Raw genomic sequence first — 15,543 nt, 5'->3', positions numbered from 1 at the left:
CCATATGGAGAATAAGGGAGGAAGCGGGCATGAACAAGAAGGATGATACAGCTGCGACTTGGGATAAAGTAGACGATTACATCACAGAACATTTGATTCCTTATGATGAGGTTTTGGAGAGGGTCTTAGCTGCAAATCGGGAGGCCGGATTGCCGGAGATTGATGTATCCAAGGCTCAAGGGAAGCTGCTGAACCTCATCGTTCAGATCAAGGGTGCGAAACGAATTTTGGAGATTGGTACGCTGGGAGGTTACAGTACGATCTGGATGGCTAGAGCGCTTGGGGATGGGGGGCGGCTGATTTCACTGGAGCTCGATCCGCATCATGCCGAGATTGCCACATCCAATATTGCGTTGGCCGGACTGGAGGATAGGGTGGAAATCCGGGTAGGCGATGCTGTGCTGCAGCTGGAGCAGCTGGCCAAGGAGAAGGTGGAGCCGTTCGATCTGATCTTCATTGATGCCGATAAACCCAACAATCCGAATTATTTGAAGTGGGCGTTACAGTTCTCACGGCCGGGCACGATCATTATTAGCGATAATGTGATCCGGAATGGAGAAGTGATCGATCATCACAGCACAGACCCTCGGGTGCACGGTATCCGCAAATTTATGGATATGCTGTCCGCCCACTCCGCGATTTCCGGCACGGCAATTCAAACGGTGGGAAGTAAGGGGTATGACGGCTTTTATATCGGAGTTGTATCGTGAGCTGCTAGGATGGAGCATCGTTCCATTTACGGCGATCTGTATCGGTTAATGGCAGAAGGAATAAGAACACGCAGCAATCGGATCCGTCTGTATTTGAAAAAAAAGAGGGTGTCCCAAGATCTTAGATCTGGCGGGATACCCTCCTATTACCGGTTAAGAAACGCTAATGCTCCGAATCGGGAATGACAAAAGATACGCTTGTCCCTTCACGGACCTCGCTTTGAATGGAAAGACCGCTCCCATACGTCTGAATCAATCTGCGATTCGTATTGTACAGGCCAATTCCTCTCTTGTCCTCTCGCGGAGCATCCAGCAACCCCTGTACCTTTTCTGTGCTCATTCCCATGCCGTTATCCTTGACCTGAATCAGCGTGGAAAGCTCCTGACGTTCAATACGAATGTGTACGGTTCCGCCCTTAGCGATTGGCATAATACCGTGCTGTACGGCATTCTCAACCAGAGGCTGAATCGTTAATGGAGGGAGCAGGAGGTGAATGTCCTGATCCACGTTCCATATGACATGGAGCCTGTTGCCATGTCGTTCCTTCTCAACGTACAAATATGCGCGTACAAGTTCGAGTTCTTCCGATAGCGAGACAAATTTGCCGGAGTTTTGATATTGAAAACTGATTTGCAGGTATGAACTAAAGGCCTCGTTAAGTTTTCGCATTCTTTCCACATCAATTTCACTCAATGCGTGGATTGAATTCAAGGTGTTGAACAAAAAATGCGGGTGGATTTGAGCTTGCAGATAGGCAGCTTCCATACGCAGACGCTCGTTCACGGACTGCTTTAACGTAATCAATGACTGGATACGGTATTTAAGCTCCATCGGATCCACTGGTTTCGTGACATAATCGTTGGCACCCGCCCGAAACCCCGCATACATGTCGGAGGGCTCGCTTCGCGCCGTCAACAGAAGCACAGGGAGTTCGGAAGGGGAATAACGTTCTCTTATCTTCCGTGTCAGCTCGTAACCAGAAATCTGCGGCATCATCACGTCTGCAATTACTAAATCCCATGCTTTCGTTCCGAGCAATTCCAGCGCTTCCCCGGCCGATGCTGCTAATTGCAGGTGGTAAGGTTCAGTCATCAATATATTTGCAAGCACTCTCAAATTCACAAAATTATCGTCAACGGCTAAAATGTTCATCTGCTCTTCCACAAACGGGACTTCTGCGGTTAGAAGCGGCTGGTCATTCAGGTCGTTCCGGCTTGCCGCTATTTCTTCATAGGCCTCGAGCCGAACGGCCGATAGGTTCGGGGCCATCTCTACGTCAGTCGAATCCGCCAAAGGCAGCGTGAATGTAAACGTCGAACCCTTTCCGATTTCGGAGTGAACCGTCATCCAGCCGCCATGAAGCTCCACCAATTCTCTGCTGATACTAAGACCCAAACCTATGCCGTTGGTGTCGCCGTATCCGGGATCCCCTTGTTCGTATGGCAGAAATACCCGCTGCTGGGTTTCCTGATCCATTCCCGTTCCCGTATCCGTTACCTTGATGAACATTTGCCCGTTCTTGGCGTTGGCCGTTACGGCAATGATTCCTTCCTCGGTATGTTTGATGGCATTATGCAGTAAATTCATAAGGATTTGCACCAGCCTCTTTTCATCAGCCATAACGAGAGGGAGGGCTTCGGATGTGTCTATATCCATTTTTAACTGCACGGCTTTTCCTTCGAGCAAATACTTCAGGATATCGATAACGCCATTTACGATAGAGGGAAGGGATAGCGGCTCGGCATGCAGTACGATTCGCTTTTCCCTCAGCCTTACGGCGTCCAGTAGATCATTCAGCAAATGAGACATCTGGCGTCCAACCTTAACAAGGAGCTTCATATCCTCCGCGCTTCGATTGTCCATATTATGCTGTTCCCTGTCTGAGACGCTCTGGGCGATATTCATGATCCCGTGCAGCGGCGTTCGCAGCTCGTGTGAGGTCTGGGCCAGAAACCGGTCTTTCATTTTGTCCGCTTTCTGCAATTCGCGGTTAAGCTTGCTGATTTTATCGACGTTGCGGAAATAACGCTTAAACCAATAGGCAGAGAAACCGATGATGGCCGCGATGACATCAACGGGGTAATACACTTTTGGAAGTTCCTGATATTTGATGAGTGCTCCCCAAATAACACTGGAGAAAACGCCGCTGGCTGCCAAGAGCAGAAAGATTGCGTCATCCCGGCTTGCAGCCACCATTCGCCCGAACATATAGATCGTGATGATGATCGGCAATATATAAAAAACGGTAAAAACTTTATACTCCACCGTCCAGAAAACAAGCGAAGCAGGCGCGATTGCAATAAATCCGGAATATAGAAGCAGGGAAACGCAATATGCGGTAAACCATCGGCTGCGGGTCTTTATGGTGAAACTTCTGGTCATCTTCAATATGAAAAAAGATAGCCAGGAATAAGACAATATGGAGATTTTAAGATCCCAATCGTAATTGATGGACAGCCATTTCAGCAGTAAATCGTCATCTGACACTCCAATCGTCACAGATGCGGTGAGAAGCAGCAGAAAAAAATCAAGAAGCGTCCATTCCCGCGGATTGAATAAGAACAGGATGCAGGAATACAGACTGTGAAGGATGAGCACAACGAATGTAATGAGCTGAAGATCGATGGAAAGTCCGCGTTCACCATGGATGGCTTGGCTGGATCCCAGCTTGATGGAATTTACAATTCCGCCTTGGCGTGGATGCTCATGGTTGGCCACGCGTATAATCAAATCGATGTCTTGCGTGTGTTTGGCGGGAGCGTAATCGACAACGAAGGGACTTCGAGCCGGTGAATAGTTGTCTTTGCCGTCCTCTCCGGTGTTGCCCATCTCTCCCATCTTAAGGCCGTTTATCTCGACACTCGCCGAAGCCTGGATCTGCTGGATCCAGAACGAAAGGGGAGCGGTTAAGGATGGATCGACCAGAATACGAAGCCGATAGGTTCCGGTACCATAGGCAGATCCGGATTCCTCCGTTTGGCTCCCCCGCCAATTTCCCGGTACCTGCACATAGCGATGCTGCGGATTGGTTTGCTCCAGTTCTTGTTTTGTGGCAAGCATGTCAGGGTAGAACTCCCATTCTCCATCCAATGTAATGGATTTGGAATGAGTGAGGTCCCAGCTGCGTAAGTCGAGCACCCCTTGGGAAGCTTTCGGATGGTGGGGAGGAACGAAGGCCTCGATCCAATACCACCGAAGGCTGAGGAGCACGGACAGAAAAACAGCAACGGCCAATATATACTGTAGAATCTTTTTAGTTTGAATGCGATAGGTATGGTTTGCAGATCGTGTTGGCACTGTTCACGTTCCCTTTTAGTTTTGGTATGGTTTGAAATCCGAGAATTCTTCTTCTTAATATACGAGAAAATGTGACGATCGTATAGCTATTCTCCAACAAAAAGCATTCGTTCGGTTCTTTGGTAGTAGTCCCAAGTACTCACGGTTAAGGTTTCCGTTCACTTTTATTGAAATGGCATAGAAAATAACCGCCTTTTTACCTGTCATGAATCAGGAAAAAGACGGTTATGGTGATCATTGTTAGATTGGGGTCACCCTTGTAATGGCTACATTCCTACGTCATGTCCGGAAGGGCTCTTTGCATCCTGCTCCTTCGGGGTGAACGGCCACCAGTTAGCCCGGCCGAAGATACGGACCATCACCGGTACGAAGAATGGAAGGAACAGGAGTGCGTATAGCACAAGTCCAACCAGGACAACCGTTGCGATCTGCATCATGGACAGTACGCCGGACGGATACATCGCCGCAAAGGTACCGCCAAGAATGACTACTGCGGACAGGATCACAGTACCCATGTTGCGCATGGCATGCAGAATGGCATCCTGAACATTCCAGGACTTGTTCTCGTTGAAACGCGCCATTAGGAAGATGCTGTAATCCACCCCAAGCGCAATCAGCATGACAAAGCTGAAGAACGGCGTGGCCCAGGTAATGCCGGAATACCCGAAGCCGTGAACGAATATCATCTCCGTAACGCCGACAGCGGTAAAGTATGTGATGACCAGTGAAACAATCAGATAGATCGGCATCACGATGGAGCGCAGCAGCACGACCAGGATAATGAAGATTCCGCTCAGCATGAGAATCACGGTTCGCGTGTAGTCTTCATTCGATATGTTCTGCAAATCGTTGTTCGTGCTGGTAATGCCGCTGATGGCAACCTCGGCATTCTCCAATTTCGTATCTTTTACTGCGCGATCTACAGCGGATTGAATCTGTTCGACGCTGCCCAGCGCCTCTTCGCTGTACGGATTGGTTGCCAGAACCACATCCAGCGTCATTACTTTGCGATCATCGCTGAGATAGGTATCGAATACCGTCTGGAACTCTTCATTCTCAAGGGCTTCCTGCGGAATGAAGAACCCGCTGAGCTCTTCATCCTGAACGTCCTGGATCTGCTGCAGATAATCCTGTGCGGAATGCAGTCCGTCCGAAATTTGCTTCAATCCGTCCGCGCTGGCGTTCAGGCCTTCCGTTAGTTCTCCGATCTGGCCGGTTAGATCGCCAAAGCCGTCGGCAAGCTGCTTCTGTCCGCCTTGCAGCTGGTCCAGACCGCCTGTAATGGAAGGGATTTGGCTCACGATCTGTCCTTGCCCGTTAGCTGCCTGTGAAAGGCCGGATTGAAGCTCGGCGATACCGGACACAAGCTGCTGAAGACCGTTGGCAAGCGCCGTTTGACCGGCGGCTGCCTTGGCGTAGCCGGCGTTGGCTTCCGATAAGCCGGCTGACGCGCCTTTAAGCTGCTCGGAGATTTGTCCTAACCCTGCTGCCAGCTCGGCTGTGCCTGCGGCTGTTTGTGTAACGGTACCTTTGATGGTTTGATAGTCGGCATCCTGAATGAGTTCCGGGTGGTTGCTCTCCAGTCCCGTGAAGGAGCCTTCAAGTCCGCTCAGTGCAGCCGCAACGCTGCCCAGCTGTTCTTTAAGTCCGGCAACGCCGCCTTCAAGAGCTGCTAATCCGGTATCAAGCTGTTTATAACCTTGGAGTAGCTGGGCATGAGCTGCAGCTAACTCTTTCGCGCTTTTCGCAGCCTGGGCAAGCCCTGCTTTGAGTTCGCCTGCGCCTGCGCTGCCGCTCTGGATTCCTTTTTGGATGGCGCTGAGGCCTTGGCCAAGCTCCGTGATGCCGTCCTTGAGGTCGGCGGTTCCCTTGGTCAGCTCCTTGGCTCCCGCTGCGGCTTCATTCAGCTTCGGCGTATTCTCGCTGAGCTGCTTGCCTGCTTCGGATAGTCCATTCTGAATCTGGGTCAGTCCGTCTTTGGACTCTCCCAATCCTTCATTTAACGTTTTCACTTGAGTCGGAATGAGGAAATCGTTGATTTGCTCGCCGGTTGGCCGGGAGAGCCCGCGTACGCTGGACACGCCATCAACCTTTTCCACTTCCCGGCTGATTTTTTCCGCGAGTCCCATGTATTCCGCCGTATCCATGCGGTCATCGTTCTTGATCACGATGGTGGATGGCAGCGATTGTCCGGGGCCGAAGCTGTCCGAAATAATGTTAAAGCCCTTGACCGAAGCGTAACTTGGCCCGATTTCCTCCAGGCTGTTAAACGACAGCTTGCCGCTGTATGTAGCCAGGAAAGGGGCAACGATAACGGCTACGACAAGCAATGCAGCCCAAGGGCGCTTAAGCGAGAAGGAACCTGCCGCCCCCCAAAGCTTGTTTTCGCTATGCTCCAGCTTGCCGCGTGACGGCCAGAAAAGCTTCTTGCCCAGCACCGCCATGAAGAATGGAACGACGGTAACCAATGCCAGGAGCATAACGGCGATGCCGATTGCAACCGCAACCGCGGATTTGTACAGAATGAATTTGGATAACCCGATGGCTGCAAAGCCGACAAATACGGCAAGCCCGGAATAGATCACGGTGCCGCCTGCTTTTCGGTAAGTCTCGATGATCGCCGTCTTGGTATCCTCCGACGTGGTGAGTTCTTCCTTAAACCGGCTGATCAGCAGGATACAGTAGTCGGTCCCGATCCCGAACATGACGGCTACCATAAAGATCTGAGTGAAGGTCGATATCGGGAAGTTGAACTGGTCCACAAGAAAAGAAACGACCGACTGCGACACGATATAACTGAGCCCTACGGTCAACAACGGGACGAACGGTGCCACGAAGGAACGGAATACAACGAACAGAATGAGGAGAATAAAGACAACTGTAATGTATTCCGTTTTCTTCAGGCCTTCCTCGGAGCTGACGATGGTGTCTTCATTAATGAGGCCTTCGCTTGTCAGGTAATGATCGGCTTGAACGCCTTCCAGCACCTGATTAACCTTCTGTGGCAGCTCTTTGACGGCTTCCTGGCCGCCGCTGACCTGAAGCGCGACCATGATGGTCTTGCCGTCTTTGGCGATGAGCGTATCTTCCAGCTCCGTCTGTGTGAACGGTTCATTTATGGAATCGATATGGAGGCTTTCTTTATTATCGTTTAAAGCTTGAACACCCTCCCGGATGCTCTCCTTATCCGATTCGCTTAACCCATCGGGTTTATTGAAGACGAGCGCAACCTGATGCAGGGTTTCCCCTTCCTCGCCGCCGGAGGCCTCCTTGAGAAATTCCGCCGCACGCGAAGAGGTATAACCGTCCGGTACGGATAATTGCCCTTTCTCCCGCACCAGATCCGACATGGACGGCGCGAACAAAAACAGCACAACTGCGGCAGCCAGCCACAGAACGATAATGGCCCATCTTGCTTTCAGTATGGCTTTCAATTCTTTCTCCCCCCTGATTCTTGCATCAATTGTCCCAGCTTCTCGAACATCGAGATAAACATTTCGATATCTTTTTCTTCAAAATGCTGCAGGTAAGGGGAGACGATCTCCCTCATCTGTTCCTGGGCAGATTCAAAAATCGTATGTCCGTATTCCGTCAAAGTCAGATACACCAGCCTGCGATCTGCTTCGTCCCGGGTTCTGTCGATAATGCCGGCATCCACGAGACGGTTGACGATAGCCGTAACCGAGCTTTTGCCAACCGCGAGAGCTTCCGCCAGATAGGATGAAGTACAGTGATCCGTGCCGTTGATCAAGCGTACCACTTGAAACTGGTCACTGGTCAGATCCTCGCCGAGCTGCTCTCGAATCTGGGCGTTGATCCGCCTCGATACAAGCAGATAGACATCGACATACCGGTCGATCCACTGCTTTGCCTTGTCGTTCAATGATAGTTCTCCTCTCAAATAGTTCACGTGTAAAATAGTTTCATTAATGAACTATATGGCAGAAGGAAAGAAAAGTCAATATCCGCATGACGGCACATTCAGACCGCCTTGGAATAAAATTCTCTGGGCAGGTCTGTATGACGTTAATTCTACAGATCAATGTCCTCGACCAAGCGGGGAGGCGGGAACTTATCTCGGGTAATACGAATATCCCGGGTATTTCACGACGGGCCACTTTTCTTTGCGCAAAGCATCGGTGACTTCGTTTCCGACTTTCAGGTTATCCTGGACCAGATCCCGAGGGGTCAAGGCCATCCACTGATTCAAGGAGATATCCTCGAACCGGTCGCTTCTGAACATCTCCAGAAACCACAGAGTTTCCGTACCCGTGTTCTGTATGTAGTGGCCGAAGGCAAATGGGACATAACCGACATCGCCGGCTCTGTAATCGAAGGTCCGTGCCGCTCCATTGCCGGCGAATACGGTCATTCGTCCTTGTCCGGTCAAGTAATACTGCCACTCATCCTGATTCGGATGCCAGTGAAGCTCCCGCATGGCGCCCGGTTTGATCTCGACAAGCGCGGCCGCTACGGTTTTGGAGATCGGAAAATTGCTGGAATCCACGATTCTTACGCTTCCGCCGGGAGTTATGATCGGCTCTTGCGCCAGCAGCCGATGCTTGAAACTCAGCGGCACCTTCCCGTAAGGAGACTGGACCTCTTGGCTCTCGAGCGAACCTGGCACCTGATCCTGAAAAATATAAACCTGTTCCTTCGGGATACGGCTAAACGCGTTCTCCGGAACGCCGAAGTTGGCGGACAGCACATCCTTTGGCGTGTGGGCAAACCAGTCGGAGATCGATAGGGTATTCAGGTCTGAGAAGTGGCCGTCATCGAACACCAGCAGGAATTCACAGCCTTCCTCGAGTCCCTGGATCGAGTGGGGGAGACCGGCCGGAAAATACCACAGATCGCCAGGCCCCACATCCGCGATGAAATTTCGGCCGCTTGCATCCATGGCCGTAATTCTGGCGCTGCCCCAGATCATATAGGCCCACTCCGCCTGCTGATGCCAATGAAGCTCCCGGACGCCGCCGGGCGTAAGGCTCATATTCACGCCAGCCAGCGTGGTTGCAATCGGGAGGTCCCGTACCGTAATTTCCCGCGACCAGCCGCCATGATTTAGCTGCATATGCGTGTCGGAGAACGACATTTTCAGATTGGGCATCAAGCCCGCATCCGTGGCCGGGGGCACAAGCATGTCGGGATTCTCGATATCCCTCATCACATCCCGCGGGCCATAGTCCGGCCCGCCTGCTCCGTCGCTGCGTATCGGTTGGGGTACGCGGTTGTCATTTCCTTTGTTCCGGTTCTGATCTCCCATGAATCGATATCTCCCTCTCAAGTTTTTTTGCGTAACTTATCCGGTTAAACGGCTATCCATAATGGTTATGAGCCATTGCTTGGCTAATATGTTGAGGAATGCGAGGTCAGTCAAAGACGGTTTTCGCAATGATATTTCTCACGTCAAAACGAAAAGGTGGTTGACATTTGAAAGCGCTGCAAATACAATAGGTCTCAAATAGATCTATGATAGATCTATCATAGATTCAGGAGGGACAAGCATGAACCACAATGATCTGCTGCTTGCTTTTTATGGCGATGACTTTACAGGTTCAACGGATGCGATGGAGGCGCTGGCCCGAAGCGGTTACCGCACGGTGTTGTTTCTGGAAGCTCCTTCGCTTGATCGGCTGAAGAAGTTTGAAGGCATCCGTTGCATCGGGGTGGCAGGTACAAGCCGAGCCAAATCTCCGGAGGATATGGAGGCCGAGCTCCGGCCGGTATTTGAGAAGCTGTCCATGAGCGGCGCGCCGCTCGTCCACTATAAGACATGCTCCACCTTCGACTCTTCGCCTGAGGTTGGCAGTGTCGGCCACGCGATTGGGGTGGCAAGAGACTATTTTCCAGATCAGGTGACGGTTCCGCTGCTGGTCGGCGCGCCCCGCCTTGGACGTTATACGCTGTTCGGCCAGCATTTTGCGAAAATGCATGATACGGTGTACCGTCTGGATCGGCATCCCGTCATGTCGCAGCACCCTTCCACGCCGATGCATGAGGCGGATTTGCGTCTTCATCTTGCACAGCAGACGGCGGATTCCATAACTTTAATGGATATTGTAGAACTGGATGGAGACAAGGATACGGTTCTTCGCCGATATCGTGATAAACTGGGGGAGAAGCCGGGAATTCTGCTGTTTGATGCCTTGGATGAGGACAGGCTTAAGCGGTGCGGCCAGCTGATTCAGGACAAACCCGAAGGGGCGGGGACATTTGTTGTCGGGTCGTCCGGCGTCGAATACGCTTTGGCTGCCCATTGGGATGAGCTCGGACTTGCTTCTCCTTCGTCGGAGAATAACAAATCTGATGCGACCATTCGGCCAACCGATGCCATTCTGGTAGTGTCCGGGAGTGCTTCACCGGTCAGTCAGCTTCAGATTGAGCGTGCGATAGCCGAAGGGTATCACGGCATGCGTATTACGCCGGCCATGATCGGGGGTACAGATGATGCTGCCCGGCTGGGGCTTGTCCAGCAAGCGGTGGATAAGCTCCAAGAAGGACAAAGCGTGGTGCTTTATACGGCGCTGGGCCCAGAGGATGAAGCGATCGGTGAGACACGAACGCGGTTGAAGACCATGGGACTATCCGGAGCGGAAGCGGGCGAGTACATCGGCAGAAGCCTCGGGAAATTAACCAAGCATGTCATGGATCAAGCCGGGCTGCGCCGAATTGTCATTGCTGGGGGAGACACCTCCGGTTTTGTCACCAGCGAGATGGGTGCTTACGGGTTGGAGATGATATGGGACGTATCCCCGGGGGCTCCGCTGTGCAAGGTATATTCGGACGACGCAAGCATGGACGGTCTGGAATTGGCTCTTAAGGGCGGACAGCTGGGATCGCCGGATTATTTTATCAAAGTGCGGGATGCCGGTTTTCCTGAACCGGATCAATAGCCAAGATAGGAGAATACACGAATGACGATGGATAAAAGCAAAGGGGCAGCTTCTTCTCTTCTGTTAAAAGATGTGGCCTATAACGAGATTAAGGAAAGCATTCTGAACGAGAAATTCGAGCCGGGTCGATTCTTGTCCGAGCGAGAATTGATTGAGCTGCTGGGAATGAGCAAGACGCCGATCAAAGCGGCGTTGACGCGGCTGGAGACAGAGGGCTTTGTCACCGTTTCCTCGAAGCAGGGCATCATCATCAATGATCTATCCGTAAACCGGATTGTAGACATATACGATCTGCGGATTGCGCTGGAGACGTTCAACTGCCAGCAGATCGAATCCAGACTCACGCCTGAGCAGGAGAAGGAGCTGGAGGGCAATCTTGCCGAAACTGCCGACATCGTCAGCCGGCTTGATGTCAAAAATTTCGCTCAAGCCGACCATGATTTCCACTTGATCATTTGCGAATGTACGGGCAACCAGGAAATACACCGGGTGCTGCTGAACTACCATGATCATCTGCAGCGAATCACCCGCCGGCATTTGCGGAAGGATCCGCACCGGATGGAGAAGTTCCTGGAGGATCACTGGAAGATCTATGAGGCGCTCAAGACCGGCAAGGAGAGCAGCGCCGAGGTGATGCGCAAGCATTTGCAGGAATCGAAGCAAGCGCTTTTTATATAACAGAGAGATACGGGAGCAGACCGCCATCTTGAATGACTACAAGGGGGAGAGACAATGAAGGCTGTATATGTGGAGGATGCGTACAAAGTTGTCGTTAAAGACGTGGACGTACCGGAGATCGGGGCAGGGGAGGTTCTGATCCGGGTCAAAGCCGCCGGCATTTGCGGATCGGATATTCATACCTACAAGGGACTGCACTTGTTTCGGAAGCCGCCCGTCATTATCGGCCACGAAGTGTCCGGCGAAATCGTGAAGGTGGGTAAGGACGTCATATCCTTTCAGATTGGTGATCGGGTAACCGTGGAGCCTCAGGTCGGCTGCGGCAAATGCGATTACTGCTTGACGGGCAGAACGAATTATTGCGCCGAGCGGGGAGCGCCGGGCTTGAAGGGCTGGTATGGCTCGATGGCCGAGTACTTTGCTGCGCCGGAAGCATGCGTATTCAAACTGCCGGATCAGCTGGATCATGAGCTGGGTGTGCTGGTTGAGCCCTTCGCGGTAGGGGTCCATGCGGTACGCAAGGCCGGGATCGAAGTAGGAGACAAGGTCGCTATTCTCGGTGCCGGACCGATCGGGCTGCTCGCCATGACGGCTGCGAAGGCTGCCGGTGCTACAACGCTCATGGTGACCGACGTCATGGATTATGCGCTTGAATCCGCCAAAGAGATGGGGGCTACCCACACTTTGAACATTCGCGGCAAGGGAGGCTGGACCGAGGAAGCGAAGGTGGAAATTGCCGGCGAATTCGATAAGGTACTGATTGCAGCCGGGGTCCCCGGGATCGTGGATGATGCCCTTGCCTTGCTTCGCAAAGGCGGCCGCTGCGTAACGATAGCCATGTTCCATGGCACGCAAACCTTCGATATCGTGAATCTGCAGCAGACCGAGAAGGAAATTGTCGGCTGCATGACGTACACGCGTGAGGATACCATTTCCGCCATCGATTTGTTAGCAAGCGGAGCGGTGGACGTCAAAGCCGTCATATCCCATCGACTGTCTTATGAAGATGCCGCGGAAGGATTCCGCCTGGTAGACAAGAAGGAAGACGCTTCCTTGAAGGTCATCGTCACCTTTTAATTATCAACATTTCCCCGCAGCTTCTGCTTCTAGTGGCGGAGGCTGCAGGAACTTCATATCAGATTGGGGGAACGACAAATGTGGAAAAGACTCGCAGTTGTCATGGTGGCTGCACTACTCATTGTAAGCGCTTTATTTATAACGAAGCCGAATACGGATGAGGGCCCGATCAAGCTGAGGCTCGGTCACATAACGGGCGAATCCGATCCGTGGCATCTGGGCGCGCTTAAATTTGCGGAATTGGTGAAGGAGAAAACGGGCGGTGAGATCGAGGTAGAGGTGTATGCCAGCTCGATGCTCGGGAATGATCGAGACCTGATCGAAGGGATGCAGATCGGATCGGTGGATTTTGCCCTGCCGGCGGGCGTATTATCGAATTTCTACAGCCCTTATGCCATTTTGGAGCTGCCGTATTTGTTCCGGGACAAGCAGCATTTGGAGAACGTGCTCTATGGGGATGTCGGTAACGAACTGAAGCAGAGCTTGCTGGATAATGCCGAGGTCCGCGGTCTGGAGTTCTGGATGAGAACCCCACGCGAGTTGACTGCCAACAAAAAGATTGAAACGCCAAACGATCTGCGCGGCTTGAAAATCCGCGTGCCGGAGATTCCGGCTTCCATTGCGGCTTGGGAAGCAATGGGGGCGACGCCGACGCCAATGGCCTTTGGCGAAGTCTATTCATCGCTGCAAACCGGGGTTATTGACGCACAGGAGAATCCGGTTGCTTTTACAGCCAGCTCCAAGATTCAAGAAGTCCAGAAGTATATGATGATGACCGATCATGTATACGGTTACGTGATGCTCGCGATGAGTGAAGTGACGTATCAACGCTTGAATGAGTTTCAGCGTCAAGCTATTGAAGAAGCGGCCAAAGAAGCGACGGAATACGAGAATCAGCTGGTCTTTGAACAAGAAGAGCAGATTATCAATGAGCTTAAAGAATTCGGTACGGAGTTCGTGGAAGTGGATAAGGGGCCGTTCGAGGCGGCAGCTAAATCGGTGCATGAACGCTTTGCCAACATGTACGGAAGAGAGCTGTATGACAAAATCATCAATACGCCATAACCATTTTTTCTTCAAGAGGGGGGATAAGCCATGCGGCAGACATTAAAAGCAATCGATACGCTCAACAAACTCGTGGGCATCGCAGTGGCCATGATCCTGGGTGTCATGTCCATCCTGATTATCATGCAGATTATTTACCGGATTGTCGGGTATCCGCTTCACTGGTCCGAGGAGCTTGCCAGATACTTGATGGTTTATCTTGTATTTCTGGGTTCCTCGCTGGCGCTGCGTCATCATCGGCTGGTAGCGATCGAGCTGCTGCCGGAGCTGGTGAGTGAAGTCAACCGAAAGGTGATTCGAATCACGGTCATGGCGATATGCATCGTGTTTTTCATTCTATTGCTGGTCCAGGGCATCGACATTCTGGGCCGGGTCTCCGTGCAATCGTCGGCAGCGATGGGGCTTAGCATGTCGATTCCTTATGCAGCCATTCCGATTGGAGCGGTGCTGCTCATCATGAATGCGGTAGCGGTCATTCTGGAAACGATCGTGTCCGATACCGTACCGCAAGCGAAGGAGGAAGGATTATAATGCCTATCGTACTGTTTGGATGTCTGATCCTGTTCTTCGCCATCAGTGTTCCGATTGCCGTTTCGATGGGGATGGCGTCGGCTGTAGCAATCTGGTGGGAAGGCGGTACGCCGCTGCTTGTACTGGTCCAGCGTTCGTTCACGTCTACGGATTCATTCCCGCTGATGGCGATTCCCTTCTTCGTGTTCGCGGGTACCTTGATGGAGTTTGGCGGGATTTCCAGACGATTGGTGAATCTGGCGAATGCACTTACAGGCCATTTGCCGGGCGGACTTGGACTCGTTACAATTGTAACCTCGATGTTCTTTGCCGCCATATCCGGTTCCTCCGCGGCGGCAACCGCGGCGCTGGGCAGCATCCTGATTCCGGCCATGATCTCCCGGGGTTATCATAAGAACTTTACGGGGGCTCTTCAAGCGACGTCCGGTGAGTTGGGGGTTATCATTCCGCCAAGCATTCCGTTGATTCTATACGGAGTAGCTGCCGAAACTTCCATCGGCGATCTGTTTATGGCGGGTCTCATTCCGGGAATCATGATTGGTTTATCGCTGATGATTGCCGTTTATATTATTGCGAAACGAAAAGGTTATGCGCGCGAGAAGAGAAAGACGCCGGCAGAAGTATGGCAGGCCTTCAAGGAATCCTTCTGGGCCGTCCTTATGCCGATCATCATTCTTGGCGGAATTTACGGCGGAATCTTTACGCCGACCGAAGCCGCGGGCGTTGCCGTTGCGTATGCATTCATTGTTGGTGTATTTGTGTATAAGGAGATTAAATTCTCCAAGCTGATAAATATTCTAACGCAATCCACGATTACGACATCCGTGATTATGTTCATCATTGCAAGCGCGGGGTTGTTTAGCTGGATCATGACGCGTGAAGGAATTCCCCAGGCGGTTGCAGGTTTCTTCGTGAACATATCCGATAACCCGATCGTGTTCCTGTTACTGGTCAACGTGTTCCTGCTGATCGTGGGCATGTTTATGGAATCCAATGCATCGATCATTATTCTGGCACCGCTGCTGGCGCCGGTAGCGGCCGAATTCGGGATCGATCCGACGCATTTCGGGATTATTATGATCGTCAACCTGGCGATCGGGATGTGCACGCCGCCGCTCGGGATCAATCTGTTCATATCGGCCCAGATCGCAAAGATCCGGCTGGATCAGATCGCAAAAGGCATGGTGCCGTTCTATATTGTGTTGATCATTGACCTGATGCTGATCACGTATATTCCGCATTTGTCGATGTTCCTGCCGAATCTGTTAGGCGGTAAATAGGAAGTTCG

11 protein-coding genes are annotated in these 15,543 nt (G+C 52.0%); 7 read left to right on the top strand and 4 right to left on the bottom strand.

All coding sequences use genetic code 11. The annotated features are described in order from the left end of the window. Nucleotides 1-29 precede the first annotated feature (29 nt). A complete protein-coding gene (locus MKX98_RS24715) occupies nt 30-710 on the top strand; it encodes an O-methyltransferase (protein WP_339218974.1) in 681 nt (226 codons plus the stop codon). A gap of 163 nt (nt 711-873) precedes the next feature. Here the strand turns inward: MKX98_RS24715 and MKX98_RS24710 are convergent, their stop codons facing one another. The 4 genes from MKX98_RS24710 to MKX98_RS24695 form a co-directional block, all read right to left on the bottom strand. Continuing rightward, nucleotides 874-4,008, bottom strand: a complete 3,135-nt coding sequence (locus MKX98_RS24710) for an ATP-binding protein (RefSeq protein WP_339218973.1) — start codon at nt 4,006-4,008, stop codon at nt 874-876. A gap of 266 nt (nt 4,009-4,274) precedes the next feature. Next, complete coding sequence (locus MKX98_RS24705) at nt 4,275-7,442, bottom strand: MMPL family transporter (protein WP_339218971.1); 3,168 nt, start codon at nt 7,440-7,442, stop codon at nt 4,275-4,277. Next, complete coding sequence (locus tag MKX98_RS24700; protein ID WP_339218969.1) at nt 7,439-7,891, bottom strand: MarR family transcriptional regulator; 453 nt, start codon at nt 7,889-7,891, stop codon at nt 7,439-7,441. The genes MKX98_RS24705 and MKX98_RS24700 overlap by 4 nt, the downstream gene beginning before the upstream one ends. A gap of 189 nt (nt 7,892-8,080) precedes the next feature. After that, complete coding sequence (locus tag MKX98_RS24695; protein ID WP_220684283.1) at nt 8,081-9,274, bottom strand: oxalate decarboxylase family bicupin; 1,194 nt, start codon at nt 9,272-9,274, stop codon at nt 8,081-8,083. 241 nt (nt 9,275-9,515) lie between these two features. Here MKX98_RS24695 and MKX98_RS24690 point away from each other — a divergent pair, with 241 nt between their 5' ends. The 6 genes from MKX98_RS24690 (at nt 9,516) to MKX98_RS24665 (ending at nt 15,535) form a co-directional block, all read left to right on the top strand. Continuing rightward, nucleotides 9,516-10,904, top strand: coding sequence for a four-carbon acid sugar kinase family protein (locus MKX98_RS24690; protein WP_339218967.1), 1,389 nt, complete (start codon nt 9,516-9,518; stop codon nt 10,902-10,904). Nucleotides 10,905-10,925: 21 nt separating this feature from the next. Then, nucleotides 10,926-11,582 (top strand): GntR family transcriptional regulator, encoded by a 657-nt coding sequence (locus tag MKX98_RS24685; protein WP_071223211.1) that lies wholly within the window; start codon nt 10,926-10,928, stop codon nt 11,580-11,582. A 54-nt stretch (nt 11,583-11,636) separates the two neighbouring features. Further along, nucleotides 11,637-12,659: an alcohol dehydrogenase catalytic domain-containing protein gene (locus MKX98_RS24680; protein WP_194543972.1), complete on the top strand. Its 1,023-nt coding sequence runs from the start codon at nt 11,637-11,639 to the stop codon at nt 12,657-12,659. A 78-nt stretch (nt 12,660-12,737) separates the two neighbouring features. Continuing rightward, nucleotides 12,738-13,724 carry a TRAP transporter substrate-binding protein gene (locus tag MKX98_RS24675; protein ID WP_194543971.1) on the top strand — a complete coding sequence of 329 codons (987 nt, stop codon included), beginning with the start codon at nt 12,738-12,740 and terminating at the stop codon, nt 13,722-13,724. A 30-nt stretch (nt 13,725-13,754) separates the two neighbouring features. Beyond that, nucleotides 13,755-14,255 (top strand): TRAP transporter small permease, encoded by a 501-nt coding sequence (locus MKX98_RS24670; protein ID WP_339218966.1) that lies wholly within the window; start codon nt 13,755-13,757, stop codon nt 14,253-14,255. After that, nucleotides 14,255-15,535, top strand: a complete 1,281-nt coding sequence (locus MKX98_RS24665) for a TRAP transporter large permease (RefSeq protein WP_339218965.1) — start codon at nt 14,255-14,257, stop codon at nt 15,533-15,535. Before MKX98_RS24670 ends, MKX98_RS24665 begins: the two co-directional genes overlap by 1 nt. The last annotated feature ends 8 nt before the right edge of the window (nt 15,536-15,543 follow it).

The organism is Paenibacillus sp. FSL W7-1332, from assembly GCF_037969785.1.
GTDB lineage: Bacteria > Bacillota > Bacilli > Paenibacillales > Paenibacillaceae > Paenibacillus_AQ.
Note: the sequence above shows the minus strand (reverse complement) of the source record. Positions and strands in the feature narration are given on the sequence as shown.

Coding starts and splice junctions, on each gene's coding strand:
- MKX98_RS24715 (WP_339218974.1), top strand. CDS start 30: ATGAACAAGAAGGATGATACAGCTGCGACTTGGGATAAAGTAGACGAT.
- MKX98_RS24695 (WP_220684283.1), bottom strand. CDS start 9,274: ATGGGAGATCAGAACCGGAACAAAGGAAATGACAACCGCGTACCCCAA.
- MKX98_RS24690 (WP_339218967.1), top strand. CDS start 9,516: ATGAACCACAATGATCTGCTGCTTGCTTTTTATGGCGATGACTTTACA.
- MKX98_RS24685 (WP_071223211.1), top strand. CDS start 10,926: ATGACGATGGATAAAAGCAAAGGGGCAGCTTCTTCTCTTCTGTTAAAA.
- MKX98_RS24680 (WP_194543972.1), top strand. CDS start 11,637: ATGAAGGCTGTATATGTGGAGGATGCGTACAAAGTTGTCGTTAAAGAC.
- MKX98_RS24675 (WP_194543971.1), top strand. CDS start 12,738: ATGTGGAAAAGACTCGCAGTTGTCATGGTGGCTGCACTACTCATTGTA.
- MKX98_RS24670 (WP_339218966.1), top strand. CDS start 13,755: ATGCGGCAGACATTAAAAGCAATCGATACGCTCAACAAACTCGTGGGC.
- MKX98_RS24665 (WP_339218965.1), top strand. CDS start 14,255: ATGCCTATCGTACTGTTTGGATGTCTGATCCTGTTCTTCGCCATCAGT.